An 18224-nucleotide genomic window follows, 5' to 3' on the forward strand; every position below is an offset into this window, starting at 1 on the left:
AATTCGGATGAACCAATCCGGGTTTCTGCCCATACGATGGGGTAGAGGTGATTATGTTGATGAATATCGGAGACTTGGTCGTTCGAAAGTCATACGGTGGAGATGTGACTTTTCGGGTGGAAGGCCTCCAGTCGGACAGTGCCATCATTAAAGGGACCGAGTTCCGGCTGTTAGCCGATTCCCCTGTGGACGATTTGATACAGGTTCCTTATGAACCGCAGAGTGCCAAGACAAGGCAGGCCCATGTGAAGGCACATCAGACGCTTTCGCGCCTGCAGCAGAATCGGATGGAACAGGCCGAGCGCAATCGTGAAGGCTTGGTACAGGAATGGTCTGTCCAACAAGACCCTGCTTATTTCGAGATGCCTGGCAAAGTGCTGCACTTGGATGGCGATCCCAATTATCTGAAAAAAAGCATGAATCTTTATGAGCAGCTTCGTGTTCCCGCAGAGGGGCAATATGTACACGAGTCTGCCATGGCGGACACTTTATATCGTCTGCTTCCCAAAGTGCGTCCCGATATCGTCGTCATTACCGGCCATGACGGGGTACTCAAGACTCGTCAGCCCTATGACTTATATAGTCTGGGAAGCTACAAGAATTCACAAAATTTCGTATCAGCCATTCAGGTGGCTAGGCAATATGAACGTCATCTGGATGCGCTCACGATTGTAGCTGGCGCGTGTCAGTCCCATTTTGAAGCCTTACTGCGGGCAGGGGCAAACTTTGCGAGTTCACCAGGCAGAATTCTCATTCATGCCCTTGACCCGGTCTATGTGGCAGCCAAGGCGGCCTTCACGTCGGTGCGGGAAACGGTGAACATGAACGACGTTCTGCATAACACGATCAGTGGTAGTCAAGGTGTGGGCGGCGTAGAGACAAGGGGAAGTTATCGGGTAGGTCTGCCGGGATTAAATGATTTATCTACGTTAAAAGTGAATCCGTCAGCCGTCTAAAGATGGCAGAATAAAGTCCCTTTTTGGGGCTTTTTTTCTTTGCAAAAAAATTCATTGACAACAACTTTTTGATACTGATATAATAATTAGTTTTGATTTGACAATGACTGTAAAATCCGGTATAATGGACAAGAAAAGAGGTGGTCGTCGACAATGGCTAAAAATACGCTATTGGATATCAAACGCAATCTCGATGCACATATCGGTCAGAAAATTATGCTGCGGGCTAATGGTGGCCGCCGTAAGACCATTGAGCGTACGGGTGTATTGGAAGAAACGTACCCTTCTGTTTTTATTGTTAAGCTTGATGAGGAGCAAGAAACTTTCAAGCGAGTATCCTACAGTTATGCTGATATACTTACGGAATCGGTGGAAGTCATGGTATTTGATCCAGGCAGCCAGACGCATAGCCCCTACATGGAGACGTAAGTATCGATTTACGGCGATTCTGCCCTTCGGGCAGGTCGCTTTTTTTATTTTTTGGAAGTCATGCTCAATTCATCGGGAAGCCATATATGATCAGGAATGAGTCTAGGGAAGAAGCGGCATACTATTTGAACAGGTTTAAGGCATTTTCCTGGAGTAGCTCAAAGGAAATGAGCCTGGCCTGGGGGCAAATAGTCCCGAATACGACTGGACTTATCATGAATAAACATTTTGGAGGAGGATGATCCAATGAGCCGGAGAAGAAGTGTAATGTCGGATGAACTCAAGAATGAACTGGCGAAAGACCTAGGGTTCTATGATACCGTTCAGCAAGAAGGCTGGGGCGGGATCAAAGCCAAGGATGCAGGCAATATGGTAAAACGGGCCATTCAACTTGCGGAAGAAGCGGCACGCAAATCGTAATCCGGTTCAATCGGTTTGGAGAGCGGGGCAATCCGGCAGGAATGACCTCGCTTTTTCCCCATGGATGCGGAATAGAAATGACTTGACAGCCCCATTTTGATATAATATGTTAAGTTGTCTTAGGGAAAAGGTGAGGACGGGTGAACGCCTTGAAAATTTACGAAAAAGCGCCTGCTAAAATCAATTTGATGCTAGACGTTTTACATAAAAGAAGAGATGGATTTCACGAAGTTGAGATGATCATGACGATGGTGGATCTTGCCGATCGACTGGAGATGTCTGAGCTTCCTCGTGACACGATCTTTATCTCCAGTCAGGCGGGATATATCCCCCTGGATGAGAAGAACCTGGCTTTTCAGGCAGCCAGGCTTATTAAAGAGCGTTATGACGTGAGAACCGGAGTTCATATTCATCTGGACAAAAAAATTCCGGTGGCCGCTGGACTTGCTGGTGGCAGCAGTGATGCAGCAGCAACGCTCCGTGGATTGAATCGCCTCTGGCGTCTCAACATCCCGGATCAAGAGCTGCAGGAGCTTGGAGCCGAACTGGGATCGGATGTGCCTTTCTGCATTACAGGCGGAACAGCGCTCGCCACAGGCCGTGGAGAGAAGCTCACACAGATGCCCAATCCCCCGCAATGCTGGGTGATCTTGGCCAAGCCGCCGATCAATGTATCCACTGCCGATGTCTATGGACGTTTCCGCAGCGACAAGATTGTTCGTCATCCGAGTGCTGCCAAAATGGAGCAGGCCATTCGCAATCAATCTTTTGCCGAAGTATGCGGGCAGATGGGAAATGTGCTTGAGGATGTAACCTTGAAGCTGTATCCGGAAGTTCAGCATCTGAAAGATGCCATGATTCGGCTCGGAGCAGACGGAGTATTAATGTCTGGTAGCGGCCCAACTGTGTTTGGGTTGGTCTCTAAGGAGTCCAAGGTTGCACGGATCTACAATGGACTTCGAGGCTTCTGTAAAGAAGTATATGCTGTACGTATGCTAACTTAAAATTCGCTTTTATAATGTACAAACACGTATAAAGGTGGTATATTTTTAAATAATTATTCGGATTTGGATGTTTTCCGTGATCGTGAGGATGGATCTCTGTGAAGAAATTAAAACGAAGCGCAAGGCTGGTTGAAATGACGCAGTACTTATTGTCTAGACCGCATACGGTTATTCCGTTGACTACATTTGCCGAACGCTATGGAGCTGCGAAGTCGTCGATCAGTGAAGATTTGGCGATTATCAAGGAAGTGTTCGAAGAAGGTGGTTCGGGAGAACTGCATACACTGGCTGGAGCAGCCGGGGGAGTAAAGTGGATTCCAAAGGTGTCCAGAGAACTGGCACTGGCTTTTGCGGAACGACTTTCTACCCAGCTTGCACAGCCAGATCGGATACTCCCTGGTGAATACCTGTACATGTCCGACCTGCTTGGAAAGCCCGCATTGATGAATGAAGCCGGCAAGATTTTTGCAACGGCCTTTGGCAATATGGATATTGATGTGGTGATGACGGTCGAGACTAAAGGGATTCCGCTTGCTTATGCGACCGGGGCCCAGCTCAACCTGCCTGTAGTGCTCGTGCGCAGGGACCATCAGGCTACGGAGGGATCGGCCGTAAGTATCAATTATGTATCCGGGTCCCATAAAAGCCTACATACCATGTCCCTATCTCGGAGGGCCATGCGTGAGCACTCCAGAGTACTCATTGTAGATGACTTTATGAAAGCCGGGGGAACTGTTCAAGGGATGATCGACCTATTGGCCGAGTTTAATGCAACCGTAGCCGGGGTAGGCGTATTAGTAGAATCTGGATCGGTTGATTCGGAAGAACGACTGCTGACAGATTACATATCTCTGGCAAAGCTGACGGCGGTTGATGCGAAGAGCAGACATATCTCCGTCAAGCCTGGCAACTATTTTGACCTGTAGAATTATGACGAATTACATGTCGGGAAAGGGTCTTTTCCATCGACCTGGCACTAACGTTGTCGAATTGTGTATTAAATAAAAAAATTCCTGAAATTAGGACATTTTTGTGGTTATAAAAAGAAGGAGTTCGTATAGGCTGTGTGGAATTATACACCAAGTTCTGATGGAAAAAGGTGGTGAACACACACATGCAAATTACGGATGTCAGACTCCGCCGTGTTAACTCTGAGGGGAGAATGAAGGCTATCGCATCCATTACCATCGATAACGAATTCGTCGTTCATGACATTCGCGTCATCGATGGCAATAACGGAATGTTTGTTGCTATGCCGAGCAAGCGGACTCCTGACGGAGAATTCCGTGATATCGCCCACCCGATTTCTTCCGGTACTCGCGAGAAGATTCAAGCAGCTGTTTTGACTGAGTATGATCGCGCAGCAACTGAGGAAGAAGTCATTGAAGAAGGTGCCTGAGAACATTATTGGGGTTCGAAGGAAAAGAGAGCCATGTCTTATGGCTCTCTTTTCTTTTTGACCGGAATAAGATATATTCAGTATTGAGTTTATTCACAGAAGAGCATGTACGCAGCTTGAATGCTGCAAAATGTTGAAAGAACAAAAAGCGCAGCGTGCGCTTGGTAACAGGGCGGCATCTTAGGAATCATGGGATTCGGTTAAGCTCGCAGGTACACGGCGTATACATATAGGTCACGATTTGTTGGTGTCCGCTGTTACGCGTGATTACAGAGACAGCAGGCGATGAACAAGACCGGCAAAAGCCGGCTGAACGTTACTCATCGGATATATACAGGTAAGGTCAAAACGATGGGTTTTTCAGAACAGGAGGTCGTAAATTTTGAAAAGAATGGCAATCGTTCTTGCAGCAGGGCAAGGCAAACGGATGAAATCGAAATTGTACAAGGTACTGCATCCCGTATGCGGTAAACCGATGGTGGGTCACGTGCTGGATGCAGCTCTTCGCGCAGGCGTTGAACGCAGCGTAGTTGTGGTCGGCCACGGAGCCGAAGCGGTGCAGTCATTTTTGGGTTCCAAAGCAGAGTACGTGCTTCAGGCTGAACAATTGGGAACAGGGCATGCGGTGAAGCAGGTTAAATCTCTGCTCGGCAGTGAAGCAGGGTCTACCATTGTTGTCTGTGGAGATACACCACTTGTGACCAGCGAGACGCTGGAAGGACTGATGAAGCTCCATGAGAGTCGCGGAGCAGCAGCAACGGTACTCACAGCAAAACTGGACAATCCCAAAGGGTACGGCCGCGTGATTCGCGGAGAAGATGGGTCTGTACAGCGCATTGTGGAACAGAAGGATTGCACGGAGCAGGAAGATGCTGTGAACGAAATCAACACAGGTACGTACTGCTTCGATAATGCCAAGTTGTTCGCTGCATTGGAGAAAGTGACGAATCAAAATGCGCAGGGAGAGTACTATCTCACTGACGTGGTTGGCATTTTCCGTAATGATGGAGAAGTGGTAGAAGCCTATATGTCAGATGACATTGCGGAATCCATCGGGGTTAATGATCGTCTTGCCCTTTCACAAGCAGAAGCATTCATGCGTGAACGTTTGGCGGTAAGACATATGTTGAACGGTGTTACGATCATCGATCCGGCATCGACATATATCGGGGCGGATGTTACCATTGGATCAGATACAGTATTGTATCCGGGTACCATACTCAAAGGTATGACTACTATTGGTGAAGCATGCCATATTGGTCCGCAGGCAGATATCGAAGACAGTACCATTCAGGATTTGGTAACAATCAAGCATTCTGTACTGTCTCAGGCCGAGGTTGGATCAGAAGCAACCGTAGGTCCATTTGCTTATTTACGTCCAGGCACCAAACTGGGCCGCAACGTAAAAATTGGTGACTTTGTTGAAGTGAAAAATGCTACAATTGATGAAGGCTCCAAAGTATCTCATCTCAGTTATATTGGTGATGCTAAAGTTGGGAAAAACGTAAATGTTGGATGCGGGGCAATAACGGTGAATTATGATGGATATAATAAAGCTGTAACGACGATTGAAGATGATGCTTTCGTAGGCAGCAACGTCAATCTAATTGCACCTGTCACGGTAGGAAAAGGCGCATATGTTGTTGCGGGCTCTACCGTTACCCATTCTGTTCCCGACAACGATCTTGCGATTGCCCGCCCGCGCCAAGAGAACAAACCTGGGTATGCGGAGAAAATTCGCGGTCGTGCCAAAGCCAAGAAACAAAATGCCAAACCCGAATAAGGGGTATTGATATTAAGTATTGCCTTCCGAACATCGGGGGGTGCCGACATGTCGCAGACGCTTATAGATTCCAATGAACCAGCACGGAGGGTTTTTATTTTATGACTTATTTTGATTCGAAATTAAAAATATTTACTTGCAATTCTAACCCCAAGCTTGCCCATCAAATTGCTGATTATATCGGAATTCCTATGGGTGAATCTCACACAACCAGCTTCAGTGATGGTGAGATCCAAGTGAAACTCTCTGAGAGTGTTCGGGGCTGTCACGTCTATATTGTGCAGTCTACTTGCTTGCCGGTTAATGACAACCTGATGGAAATGCTCGTTATGATTGATGCGCTTAAACGGGCATCTGCCAAGACGATTAACGTCGTCATTCCTTACTATGGTTATGCCAGACAGGACCGTAAGGCACGTTCGCGTGACCCGATTACAGCCAAACTGGTTGCCAACCTGATCGAAAAAGCGGGTGCAACCCGTGTAATTGCGATGGACTTGCATGCCATGCAGATTCAAGGATTCTTCGACATTCCGGTTGATCACCTGCTCGGCGTGCCGATCCTGGCTCAATATTTCCGCTCGAAACAGATCGAAAATCCGGTTGTTGTATCGCCTGACCACGGCGGCGTAGTACGCGCTCGGAAACTGGCGGACTTCCTGAATGCACCTCTCGCAATTATCGACAAACGTCGTCCAGAGCCGAACGTCAGCGAAGTGATGAACATTATCGGTAACATCGAAGGTAAAACAGCAATTCTGATCGATGACATCATTGATACGGCGGGAACGATTGTACTGGGAGCGAATGCTCTGATGGAAGGCGGCGTAAAAGAAGTATACGCTTGCTGTACTCACCCGGTATTGTCCGGACCTGCGATGGAACGCTTGGAGAATGCACCGCTGAAGGAAGTCATTGTAACGGATACCATTCCGATTACGCATGCTAACCCGACAAGCAAACTTAAAGTGTTGTCTGTTGCACCTTTGCTCGGAGAAGCCATTATCCGGGTTCATGAGGAATTGTCAATCAGCAAGCTGTTTGAAATTGAATAAGGATGTCTGCATAAAGTAGTAGAGGGGTTACGTTTTCCGGATCAATGGAAAATGTAACCCCTGTCGGCGTGCCGTTATATGGGAAGTGAAAACAGGTGCCTGCCGAATTTCAGTATCCGGGGCGGGAGATAAAACGGAACCGGCGCCGATGAAAAAGAGTGTCGGCAATTTCGACAAATTGATTATCGAAACGTGTGATTAGTCCGATCTCAATATGGGTGTCGCGGTCATATACCTGTACAGGTACGTGATATTCCAGATGATAGATAAAATCGCTATGTTGAGTCAGTTGTCCGTTGTCTTCGCGCAAAACCCGCTCACCTTCCTGGGTTGATGAATAAAAGCTATAAACATGATATAAGTTGAAACTACGTTTACACCAACACGGAGAGTGCAGAACCAATCTGAAGAAGCGGAGCGTACGCCTGAAAGCTTTCTGCAAGAAAGCTACTTCGGAAGCACATGCTATCACCGGATTTTTCCCTTGGATCAAGGGAATAAAGAAAATCTGGGGATAAGAGCGATCAAAAGATGGTACTGCAATCGGAGTGATTAGGTGTAATAATCGTTCAAATTATATAACCAATTCGAATCTCACTTTGTTGATATTATATGAAATATAACAATCGAAGTCTATGCTTCACCTTAGGCTGATCCAAAGGAGGGAACAAGATGAAGTGGATTGTCGGCCTCGGGAATCCAGGCCCGAACTACGCTAAAACCCGTCATAATATCGGCTTTATGGCACTCGATCGACTTGCAGAGCGTCATCATATCTCCATAACACAGAGCAAATGCAAGGCGCTGATTGGAGAAGGTGTAATTGGTGGCGTCAAAACGGTGCTGATTAAACCAATGACGTTTATGAACCTTTCCGGTGAATCGGTAAGGGCCTATATGGATTTTTATAAAGTTAGCCTGGAAGACCTGATTGTCGTCTATGACGACATGGACACGGAAACAGGCAAAGTCCGATTGCGATACCAGGGCAGTGCGGGTGGTCACAATGGAATCAAATCCATTATTCAGCATACCGGTACACAGCAGTTTAACCGGGTACGGATGGGAATATCCCGACCAGAACCGGGACATGCCATTGTAGACTACGTGCTGTCGAAGTTTATGAAGAACGAAAAGGAAGCGCTCGATCAAACCATTGAACAGACTTGTGATGCATTGGAGTATAGTCTGGATCATACGTTTGAGCAAACGATGGCGAAGTTCAACGGGTAAACCGTTGCAAGTGAAGCTGGAAAAATGATCAAGATTCGGGTTCGATTCGGTCTTAATGGGCATACTGAACGTATAAACCATGTTCAGGAGGCATAAACATGTCAGTGAATTATGTGTGCAGGCATTGCCGTACTTTTATTGGACGAATCGATTCTGCCCGAATAACGGAAGCGCAATTGGGCTTTCATTTCTTGACCCCCGACGAGCGGAGGGATATAATAGCGTATAATTCCGGTGGTGATATTACTGTCCGGATTACATGTGATTATTGCAAAGAAGCTCTGGAATTCAATCCTGAGCTGAGCCTGCTTGCGAGCCCGCTTCAATAACGATCTCGCCTGCAGCAAGAACTTATGACAGATGATGGCGGCTGCGGAATACCGCTCCACCTTTATAGCCTTGGCAGCCTGCTGAGGCTTCTTTTCAGTTGGGACGAAACCAGACTATATCCTAATTCGCGCTCAGCCACATCAAACCGATGTGGCAAAGTAGCGATTAATCCTTTATGATGAAACAGGACAAAAAGGAATTTGTATCCAATTTTAATATGATGAACTGCGCGCAGGCGTGAGATACTCAAGTAAGTTATAAGAGAGGTGCCCCTTTTGTTACAAGCACTTATACAAGCTTTTTCCAAAGATCCGGACTTCGGGTCCATTACGACCGGGATTACATCCGGCATGAAGGAGCAATTGGTTTCGGGCTTATCCGGATCGGCGCGTCAGATTATGCTGGCTGCCCTACATCAGGAAATGAACCGTCCCCTGCTCGTTGTGACACACAATATGTTTTCCGCTCAAAAAATCGCAGAAGATTTACAGGAAGCGCTTTCACCTGATCAGGTGCTGCTCTATCCTGCCAACGAACTTGTTGCCGCAGAGGCTGCTGTCTCCAGTCCAGAAACATTGGGACAGCGTATTGATGTGTTGGTCCGTTGCGCCCAGGGATTCAGGGGCGTTGTTGTTATTCCTTTTTCCGGGGTACGGCGCTATGTTCCACTTCCGGAAGTGATGGCTAATGCTCAGATTACAATTAAACAAGGCAGCACGCTTGAGCTGGATTCATTCCTGCTGGAGATGGTGAAGCTCGGATATGAACGCGTGGAACGTGTAGAATCTCGCGGCGAGATGAGTGTACGTGGTGGGATTATTGATTTCTATCCAGTCACATCGTCCATTGCGTATCGTGTGGAACTATTCGACGATGAGATCGATTCCATCCGGACATTTGATCCGGCAGACCAGCGTTCCATTGAACGAATTGACGAAGTCACGGTACTGCCGTGCAAAGAGTTAATTGCAGATCGCGAACGTATGGAAAAGGCTGCGGATGCAGCTGTTATTTTGCTTGAGCAGCAGTTGGAGAAAATGACAGACCGGCAGGCGAAGCTTCGTCTGCGAGAAGAAATCCATCGCGAGATCGAACTTCTTCGGGAGCATGTGTATTTCTCTGAAATGTATAAATATATTTCACCGCTTTATCCGGAGAATAAGACCATCTACGACTACATGCCGGAAGATACGTTGCTTGTACTCGACGAGCCAGCAAGGCTGGCGGAGACATCGAAACAGCTTGACCGGGATGAGTCGGAGTGGAATTTGCATTTGATGCAAAATGGGAAGACCCTTCCAGACCTGCATCTGTCAGCCGATGGAGATGATCTGATATACGAGCGTCCTTTCCAAACGCTGTTTATGTCCATCTTTTTGCGTCAGGTTCCTCATACCCAACCGCAGAACATCCTCAATTTTATCAGTCGCGGTATGCAGGACTTCCATGGTCAGATGAACGTGCTCAAAGCAGAGATGGAGCGCTGGCAGAAAGCCGGAGTTAAGGTGCTCATGCTGGCCAACGGTGAGGAAAGACTTGATCGCATGCGCCGGGTACTGATGGATTATGATATACCTGAGCCGGAAATGCTGATTGGCAATCTGCAAACTGGATTTGAAATGCCTTCTATTCATCTGGCTGTTGTTACCGAAGGCGAGATGTTCTCGCAGAAGCAGCGCAAAGTGCGCAAACCGGTTCGCAATGTGGACAATGCTGAACGAATTAAATCCTATAGTGAGCTGAAAGTGGGCGATTATGTCGTTCACCAAAACCACGGGATTGGTAAGTACCTCGGGATCGGTACACTTGAGGTTGGCGGTATTCACAAGGACTACATGCATATTCTCTATGCGGGTGGAGACAAACTGTCTGTACCGATTGAGCAGATTGATCTGATTCAGAAATATGTCGGTTCAGAAGAGAAAGAGCCGAAAATATATAAGCTGGGCGGTAATGAGTGGACACGGGTTAAAAATAAAGTCCGCACATCTGTTCAGGATATTGCTGATGATCTAATCAAGCTTTATGCGGAACGCCAGACGTCCAAAGGTTTTGGCTTCGACAAAGACTCTGCGGAACAGCAGGAATTCGAGGACATGTTCCCTTATGATGAGACACGTGATCAGGTGCGTGCAATTGAAGAAATCAAGAAGGATATGGAACAAAATCGACCGATGGACCGTTTATTGTGTGGAGATGTCGGTTACGGTAAGACCGAGGTCGCTATTCGTGCTGCATTTAAGGCTGCCATTGAAGGGAAACAGGTTGCTGTGTTAGTCCCTACAACGATTTTGGCACAGCAGCATTATGAAACGTTCCGTGAGCGTTTCTCCGGTTATCCATTCAACATCCATGTACTTAGCCGATTCCGTTCACGTAAAGAACAGAATGAGACGGCCAAAGGCATTAAGGCAGGCACCGTCGATATCGTCATCGGTACCCATCGGTTATTATCACAGGATCTGGTCTTCAAGGATCTTGGACTCTTAATAGTAGATGAAGAACAGCGCTTCGGTGTAACGCACAAGGAAAAACTGAAAAAGCTGAAAACAAACGTGGACGTGCTGACACTGACAGCGACGCCGATTCCGCGTACCCTTCACATGTCCATGTTGGGCGTTCGGGATCTATCGGTTATCGAGACACCGCCAGAAAATCGTTTTCCGGTCCAGACTTATGTTGTTGAACACAGTCAGGCGCTTGTTCGCGAAGCCATTGAACGTGAACTGGCTCGTGGCGGTCAGGTCTACTACCTGTATAACCGTGTGCAGGGAATTCAGGAGATGGCCGCGGAGATATCCGAGTTGGTTCCTGAAGCCAGGGTTGGTGTGGGACATGGGCAGATGTCGGAAACGGAGCTGGAGAAGACCATTCTGGACTTCCTGGATGGCGAATATGATGTGCTCGTCAGCACAAGCATCATTGAGACCGGGGTGGATATTCCAAACGTAAATACCCTGATCGTTCATGACGCGGACAAAATGGGGCTCTCCCAGCTGTATCAGCTGCGCGGACGAGTGGGTCGTTCCAACCGGATTGCGTATGCTTATTTCACGTACCAACGGGACAAAGTGCTGACCGAAGTCGCTGAGAAACGTCTGCAATCGATCAAGGAATTCACCGAGCTGGGCTCCGGATTCAAGATCGCGATGCGCGATTTGTCGATCCGCGGCGCAGGCAATCTGCTCGGAGCTGAACAGCACGGCTTCATTGCATCTGTCGGATTCGATCTGTATTCTCAGATGCTGGCAGAGGAAATCAACAAACGCAAAGTTACGATGCTCGGCGAAGAGCCGGTGCCATCCGATCAGTGGAATACAACGCTGGATCTCAGTATCGATGCGTACCTGCCGTCTGATTATATTTATGACAGTATTCAGAAGATTGAGATTTACAAAAAAGTGGCGGTTATTGCCTCCTTCGATGATGCGATGGAACTGGAAGACGAATTGGTTGACCGATTCGGCGATCTTCCGGAAGCCGTGATTAACCTGCTGGCGGTGGCCAGAATGAAAGTCTATGGCAAGATCTACGGTATTGAGTCAATTTCCCAACGCGGTGACGATCTTACAGTGAAGTTCTACGAAGGTCGTGAACATGCCTTTGAGCTCTCCAAAATCGCACACATTGGAAATCAGTTCGAAAGACGTGTACAATTTGAACAAGGACCCCATATGCTTATTCATGTCAAAGGCAAAGGGCTTGGGGACAAGCAACTGATGGAGCTGGTAGAGAAATTTCTGGAGTCCATGAAAAGTGCTTTTAAATCAAAGGGGGAACTAAAGGATGTTAGCAAAGTATAAAAAAGTAGGGAAGGTACTGTCTGTGAGTATGGTAGCAGTACTGTCCTTATCACTGCTTGCCGCTTGTGGCAAGAAGGAAGAAGCAACAACGGAAACAAAGGATACAAGTGCTGTAGTCGCTACGTATGAAGGCGGTACAATTACAGCCAATGAATTTGACATGGAGCAACGGGTCATGAAATTCCTCTATCCGGAATATGCACAAATGATGGATATGGATGATTTCAAGGAATACCTGGTGAAACAGGAAGTTGCTTATGAATATTTGAGTGGAAAAGCAAGTGATGCAGCCAAAACCGAGGGTGCCAAAACAGCGACAGAGCAATTCGACAAAATGAAAGCTTCTGTTCAAGCGGACCAATGGACTGAGATGCTGAAAGCTCAGAATCTGACAGACCAGAACATCAAGGATTACATGACTCGCATCATGACGGTAATTAAGGACAAAGAAACAGGCGTTAATGAAGATGCGATTAAAGCTGAATTCGAGAAAAATAAAGATCAGTTCACGACGGCTTCCGTTCGTCACGTATTGATCAACTTTACTGATCCAAAAACGCAAAAAGAGCGTAAAAAAGAAGATGCATTGAAACTTGCCAAAGAAGTGAAAGCAAAATTGGACGGCGGAGCAGACTTTGCTGAAATTGCGAAGAAATACTCCGAAGATACAGGTTCTGCAGAAAACGGCGGCTTGTATGAAGATACACCTGTAGCCAGCTGGGTAGAGGCGTTCAAGGAAGCGGCCAAAACGCTGCCATTGAACAAAATCAGTGATCCTGTAGAGACTGAATATGGTTATCACGTCATGAAGGTAGAGAAACGCACAGAAGCGGACTACGCGAAATTGACTGCTGAACAAAAAGAAACACTGAAAAGTCAATTGGCTGCTGCTGAGATCGACACATTCATGACCAGCGAACTGGATAAAATCGTAAAAGAAGTAAACCTGCCGAAAACAGACAAGGCTGAAGAAGGCACGACTGAAGGCACAACCGGTACTGGAACGGAAAAGGGTACTGAGGGTGAAAAAACCGATGCGGGTACAGATACCAAAACGGATCAAGGAACAACTGGAACCGACAAGGAAACAAAAACAGATGAAAGTACAGATACAAGCGGTAAATAAGATAGCGAGTGCATACATTCAGCAAATACGTTTGTCTGGATGATACACTGAACGCTTCAAATATGGACAACCATACAGAAAAGCAAGAGGGGGACTTAAGGCCTGCCTCTTGCTTTTCCTTGTATCTATGGAGCGAAGTGGGTACATGGTCGCCTTCTGTGGAAGTTTACACAACTATATTCTCCAAAGTATGTATAAGGAAATGGGAACAGATAAATACTATTGTCAAGATATCACACTAAACGTTCTGGGACTTTCCTCTACCCATTAAGGAACAGTAGTTGAAAAATCTTCTCGAGAAAGTGGGGCAACATGTGAAATGAAAGCTACTGGTATTGTCCGCCGTATTGATGACCTTGGTCGAGTGGTCATTCCGAAAGAAATCCGCCGTACGTTGCGTATCCGTGAAGGCGATCCACTTGAGATTTTTGTGGACCGCGATGGAGAGGTTATTCTTAAAAAATACTCGCCAATTGGCGAACTTGGTGATTTTGCCAAAGAATATGCAGAATCGCTGTATGAAAGCACAGGCCATGTAACGATGATCTCTGACCGTGATACGATTATTACGGTGGCAGGCGGCTCCAAGAAAGAGTATCTGGATAAGCAGGTAGGGCCGCTGCTGGAGAGTTGCATGGAAAATCGCAAGACAATCCTGGAAACCAACAATGGTTCTTATGAGCTTAGCAAAGATCATGACGAGACGTTATCATCGTTTGTTATTGCCCCGATCATTTCGGGTGGTGACCCCATCGGAACGGTTATCCTTTTCAACAAGGATGAATCGGTGAAGATGTCTCAGATGGAAATTAAAATGTCCGAGACGGCTGCCGGGTTCCTTGGCAAACAGATGGAGCAATAAACAGCAGATTAACTCCTGGTGCCCTGAGGGTATACAGGAGTTTTTTGCATTTTAGGAAGCAGTAGACAGTCTGAGTGATATCCTGAAGGGCAGGATGGCTTGAAGGGTTAGTCTGTGCGCCTTTGGACAGGTATAATAGCTAGGTATACGTTGAAGGAAAGAATGCATGGACATACGCAGGAGGGTCATATGAATCAGTCGTCTACAGGCTCAAGATTACTTCAGGGTGCATTTGTGCTTGGGCTTGCCGCCATTATATCCAAAATCATTGGTGCTTTTCAGAAGATTCCGCTACAGAATCTGGGGGGAGACGGTGTTTTTGGCATCTACAATACGGTGTACCCGTTTTATATGCTCATCATTACCGTTGCCGCCGCCGGATTGCCTGTGGCTGTATCCAAATTCGTAGCAGAGCAGAATGCTCTGGGCAGACCGGAGGAGGGCAGACGAGTTATCCGTTTATCCTCAATGCTGCTCGGTGGGATTGGACTGATCTTGGCTTTATTGATGTATACTGGCGCACCTCTTATCGGCAAATGGATTGGCAACGGAAGTGTCGTTACGTCCATTCGGGCAGCTTCTATGGCTTTGTTGTTTGTACCGGTGATGACAGGGCTGCGCGGATATTTTCAGGGTTTGCAGCAAATGGTGCCTACAGCAGTATCCCAGGTGGTGGAGCAGACTGTTCGGGTCACCGTGATGATTGTTCTGTTGTTGTGGCTCATGGGGCGAGACGCCTCATTGGAGACTATAGCGGCTGGAGCCATGCTTGGATCAGTGGCAGGCGGGTTTGCCGGGTTAGTCACCATGCTTGGATATGTGTACCATCATCGACGGAAAAACAGAGAACGGCTCGCTGTTATGCAAGGTGCTGAATCGGTAACGGGACAACCGCTTGATGCGACAGCTGTTCCAGGCGGAGAGGGAATGCAGAAATCCTCGCGCGGCGTTAAAGGGGACAAATGGAGCAATGAAGTTGCAACAGATGGATCGTTACTTGTACAGATAGAGGGAACAAAAGAATACAGCACCACAGGCAGCAGCCCTCTTCCTGAACAGCGCCGATCCAACCGTGATTGGATCAAAACATTGCTGATGTATGCCATTCCGGTCTGTCTCGGATCACTGGCTGTGCCATTGATGAATCTGGTCGATACCTTTACGGTGCCTCGATTGTTAAGACGAGAAGGGTTGGATGAGCTTCAATCCATGGTGTCCTTCGGAATATACAATCGTGGTCTGCCGCTGGTTCAGCTGGTGACGATGCTTGCCACGTCGCTGTCTGTGCTCTTTATTCCGGCGATGGCCGAAGCCCGGCTGAAGGGCGGGCCGGGAGCCGTGAGGCAGCAAGCAGGCCTTGCGCTGCGCTGGTTCTGGTTGATCGGTCTGGCGGCATCCGCCGGTTTGGCGGTGCTGGCAGAGCCGATTAACCGCATGCTGTACGGGGATGCCGCAGGCACCGAAGCTCTGCGGTACATGGCGCTGACGGCAGCGGGCAGCACCGTCAGCATTATCGCGGCGGCGCTGCTGCAAGGCCTCGGCGCCGTGCGCGCACCCGCGTTCAGCATGCTGGCCGCCGCAGGCGTCAAGGCGCTGCTGAACGTCATGCTTGTGCCGGCGCTGGGCATCAGCGGCGCGGCCCTGGCAGGCGCAGTCGCCTACATGCTGGCGGCTGGCCTGAATGTGGCGCTGCTGGCGCGGCTTGTCGCCCTGCGCCCGGCCCCTAGCGCCGTCCTGGCGAAGCCGGCGCTGGTAATCGCCGCCATGAGCCTGGCGGCGGCAGGCACGGCCTGGGCCGCCGAAGCGCTGCTCGGCGGCATCGGTATCGCGGCCGATCGCCGGCTGGCCGCGATGGGCGTGAGCCTGCTTGGCATAGCCGCAGGCTCAGCCGTGTTCTTGCTGCTAGCGGCCCGGACGGGGCTGCTGACCGCCACAGAGCTGGCGGCTGTGCCGAAGCTGGGGCCGCTGCTGGCCAAGCTGCTGCGCAGACTGCGTGTGCTGCGCTAAACCCTGCGTTGCGCTGCTACACTTAGCGCTACGCCGTCCATTCATCCCGGCTCTCACATTCTTAAGCGGAGCAGCAGAGATTGAATGAGTCAGACCGTGTCATATGCAAATGCAATTATAGGATAACGTCTAATTCTGGTATAATACGTGTAATTATAGAGCCCTGTTCTGCTTTATGTATGGCCCATCTACGATTGGTTTGACAAAGGATGGAGAGTCGGAACAGGAAAGTTCGGATGGAGGCTTATAAACATGAGTGCAGCTTTGACAGTAGTCGGTCTTGGATCTGGAGATGCAGATCAGCTGACGGTAGGAATCATCAAAAAAATGAAACATGCAGCGACGCTGTATGTGCGGACACTGGATCATCCCGTATTGAATGATCTGAAGCAGGAAGGGCTGGAGATGACATCCTTTGATGCCATCTATGAGGCGAAGGATTCTTTTCCGGAAGTGTACGACGAAATTGCAGAACGACTGATTGAGGCCGCACGCAAGGGCGAGCCGGGTACCGAGATTGTTTATGCCGTGCCAGGCCATCCCATGGTCGCAGAAGCGAGTGTGCGCCTGTTGAAAGAGCGCTGCCCACAAATGGGCATTTCGCTGCGTGTCATGGGCGGCGAGAGTTTCCTGGATGAAGCGTTTATTCGTCTTGGATTTGATCCTATTGAAGGTTTTCAGCTTCTCGATGCCAGCAGTCTGAATACGGAACTGGTTCAGCCACAGCTCCATACCTTGATTGGACAAGTCTATGATGTGTTTACCGCTTCCGACGTAAAACTGTGCCTGATGGACGTTTACCCTGACGATTATCCGGTGTTTGTCGGACATGCCTTGGGTGTACAGGGACAGGAGATCATTCACAAGGTACCGCTGCATGATCTGGACCGGATTGAAGGTTACGGTAATTTATCATTAATATATGTGCCAAAAAATACGGATGACGCGCTTCGTCGACGCTCCTTCGCACGACTGCATGAAATCGTGAATATTCTTCGCAGTCCAGGTGGCTGTCCTTGGGATCAGGAGCAGACCCATCAGTCGATTCGCAAAAACCTGATCGAGGAAACCTATGAAGTCATTGAAACGATTGATGAGGATGACCCTGATCACATGAAGGAAGAGCTAGGTGATCTCCTGTTGCAGATTTTGCTGCACTCCCAGATGGAAGAAGAAGTTGGCACGTTTAACGTGTATGACGTTATTGAAGGATTGAACGACAAGCTAATTTTCCGTCATCCACACGTATTCGGCGAACAACAGGCAGAGAATGCGAATGAAGCATTGCAAAACTGGGAACAGATGAAGGCAGAGGAGAAAAAGCGCAAGGGACAGGATCAGCAGATTTCCGTGTTGGACGGTATTCCGCGTGACTTGCCTGCCTTGATGAAAGGGTATAAATTACAGAAAAAAGCGGCCAAAGTCGGCTTCGATTGGGATGACGTGGATGGTGTCTTTGCCAAGATTGAGGAAGAACTGGCCGAGCTGAAAGAAGCAGTACAGCATAATCAGTCTGCGGAAGAGCGGAAGCTTGAACTGGGCGATTTATTGTTTGCGGCTGCCAATGTAGCGAGATTTATTGATACAGATCCGGAGGAGGCGCTTGCCGCCACGAATCGAAAATTCATTCAGCGTTTCCAGTATATTGAGGAGCGTCTGCGTGAACAGGGAAGAACTCCGTCAGACAGTAATGTTGATGAAATGGAGCAATACTGGCAGGCAGCGAAGAAGGCTGGATTGTAAAGGACTCTGGCATTTTGGACGATGATCCGATATCATTAGTTGCATCATGCGTATCGTGTCGTCGAAGCATCTCG

The 18224-nt window shown here is 48.4% G+C and carries 16 protein-coding genes; 15 read left to right on the forward strand and 1 reads right to left on the reverse strand.

The genetic code is table 11. The annotated features are described in order from the left end of the window. The first annotated feature begins 59 nt into the window (after positions 1 to 59). From yabG to P364_RS0130045, 8 genes are all read left to right on the forward strand, one after another. Entirely contained in the window at positions 60 to 956 is an 897-nt protein-coding gene (yabG, locus tag P364_RS0130005; protein WP_024633706.1) for a sporulation peptidase YabG, read from the forward strand. Between the two features lie 153 nt (positions 957 to 1109). Then, a complete protein-coding gene (gene veg, locus P364_RS0130010; RefSeq protein ID WP_024633707.1) occupies positions 1110 to 1385 on the forward strand; it encodes a biofilm formation stimulator Veg in 276 nt (91 codons plus the stop codon). A 246-nt stretch (positions 1386 to 1631) separates the two neighbouring features. Continuing rightward, positions 1632 to 1805 (forward strand): small, acid-soluble spore protein, alpha/beta type, encoded by a 174-nt coding sequence (locus tag P364_RS0130020; RefSeq protein WP_024633708.1) that lies wholly within the window; start codon positions 1632 to 1634, stop codon positions 1803 to 1805. Between the two features lie 149 nt (positions 1806 to 1954). Continuing rightward, complete coding sequence (ispE, locus tag P364_RS0130025) at positions 1955 to 2809, forward strand: 4-(cytidine 5'-diphospho)-2-C-methyl-D-erythritol kinase (RefSeq protein WP_024633709.1); 855 nt, start codon at positions 1955 to 1957, stop codon at positions 2807 to 2809. Positions 2810 to 2907: 98 nt separating this feature from the next. Beyond that, positions 2908 to 3735 carry a pur operon repressor gene (gene purR, locus P364_RS0130030; RefSeq protein ID WP_024633710.1) on the forward strand — a complete coding sequence of 276 codons (828 nt, stop codon included), beginning with the start codon at positions 2908 to 2910 and terminating at the stop codon, positions 3733 to 3735. A gap of 188 nt (positions 3736 to 3923) precedes the next feature. Continuing rightward, on the forward strand, positions 3924 to 4208 hold the full coding sequence (gene spoVG / locus P364_RS0130035) for a septation regulator SpoVG (RefSeq protein WP_017691372.1): 285 nt from the start codon (positions 3924 to 3926) through the stop codon (positions 4206 to 4208). A 391-nt stretch (positions 4209 to 4599) separates the two neighbouring features. Further along, the gene (gene glmU, locus P364_RS0130040) at positions 4600 to 5991 is read left to right on the forward strand and encodes a bifunctional UDP-N-acetylglucosamine diphosphorylase/glucosamine-1-phosphate N-acetyltransferase GlmU (RefSeq protein WP_442952314.1); all 1392 of its coding nucleotides are present in this window, start codon (positions 4600 to 4602) and stop codon (positions 5989 to 5991) included. Between the two features lie 101 nt (positions 5992 to 6092). Beyond that, on the forward strand, positions 6093 to 7046 hold the full coding sequence (locus P364_RS0130045; protein ID WP_017691370.1) for a ribose-phosphate diphosphokinase: 954 nt from the start codon (positions 6093 to 6095) through the stop codon (positions 7044 to 7046). Positions 7047 to 7155: 109 nt separating this feature from the next. On the opposite strand, the gene P364_RS0130050 is transcribed toward P364_RS0130045, so the two are convergent. Then, complete coding sequence (locus tag P364_RS0130050; RefSeq protein ID WP_024633712.1) at positions 7156 to 7356, reverse strand: hypothetical protein; 201 nt, start codon at positions 7354 to 7356, stop codon at positions 7156 to 7158. Positions 7357 to 7718: 362 nt separating this feature from the next. On the opposite strand from P364_RS0130050, the gene pth reads away from it, so the two are divergent. The 7 genes from pth to mazG all read left to right on the forward strand — a co-directional run bounded on the left by pth (position 7719) and on the right by mazG (position 18150). Beyond that, a complete protein-coding gene (pth, locus tag P364_RS0130055; RefSeq protein WP_024633713.1) occupies positions 7719 to 8279 on the forward strand; it encodes an aminoacyl-tRNA hydrolase in 561 nt (186 codons plus the stop codon). Positions 8280 to 8377: 98 nt separating this feature from the next. Beyond that, positions 8378 to 8608, forward strand: a complete 231-nt coding sequence (locus P364_RS0130060; protein ID WP_024633714.1) for an anti-sigma-F factor Fin family protein — start codon at positions 8378 to 8380, stop codon at positions 8606 to 8608. Between the two features lie 276 nt (positions 8609 to 8884). After that, positions 8885 to 12412, forward strand: a complete 3528-nt coding sequence (gene mfd / locus P364_RS0130065; RefSeq protein ID WP_024633715.1) for a transcription-repair coupling factor — start codon at positions 8885 to 8887, stop codon at positions 12410 to 12412. Continuing rightward, the gene (locus P364_RS0130070; protein ID WP_024633716.1) at positions 12396 to 13538 is read left to right on the forward strand and encodes a peptidylprolyl isomerase; all 1143 of its coding nucleotides are present in this window, start codon (positions 12396 to 12398) and stop codon (positions 13536 to 13538) included. Before mfd ends, P364_RS0130070 begins: the two co-directional genes overlap by 17 nt. Before the next feature lie 319 nt (positions 13539 to 13857). Beyond that, entirely contained in the window at positions 13858 to 14400 is a 543-nt protein-coding gene (gene spoVT, locus P364_RS0130075) for a stage V sporulation protein T (protein WP_024633717.1), read from the forward strand. Between the two features lie 189 nt (positions 14401 to 14589). Then, positions 14590 to 16407 carry a putative polysaccharide biosynthesis protein gene (locus P364_RS0130080; protein WP_024633718.1) on the forward strand — a complete coding sequence of 606 codons (1818 nt, stop codon included), beginning with the start codon at positions 14590 to 14592 and terminating at the stop codon, positions 16405 to 16407. Positions 16408 to 16659: 252 nt separating this feature from the next. Next, the gene (mazG, locus tag P364_RS0130085; protein WP_024633719.1) at positions 16660 to 18150 is read left to right on the forward strand and encodes a nucleoside triphosphate pyrophosphohydrolase; all 1491 of its coding nucleotides are present in this window, start codon (positions 16660 to 16662) and stop codon (positions 18148 to 18150) included. The last annotated feature ends 74 nt before the right edge of the window (positions 18151 to 18224 follow it).

It is taken from the genome of Paenibacillus sp. MAEPY2 (assembly GCF_000499205.1).
Taxonomy (GTDB): domain Bacteria; phylum Bacillota; class Bacilli; order Paenibacillales; family Paenibacillaceae; genus Paenibacillus; species Paenibacillus vandeheii.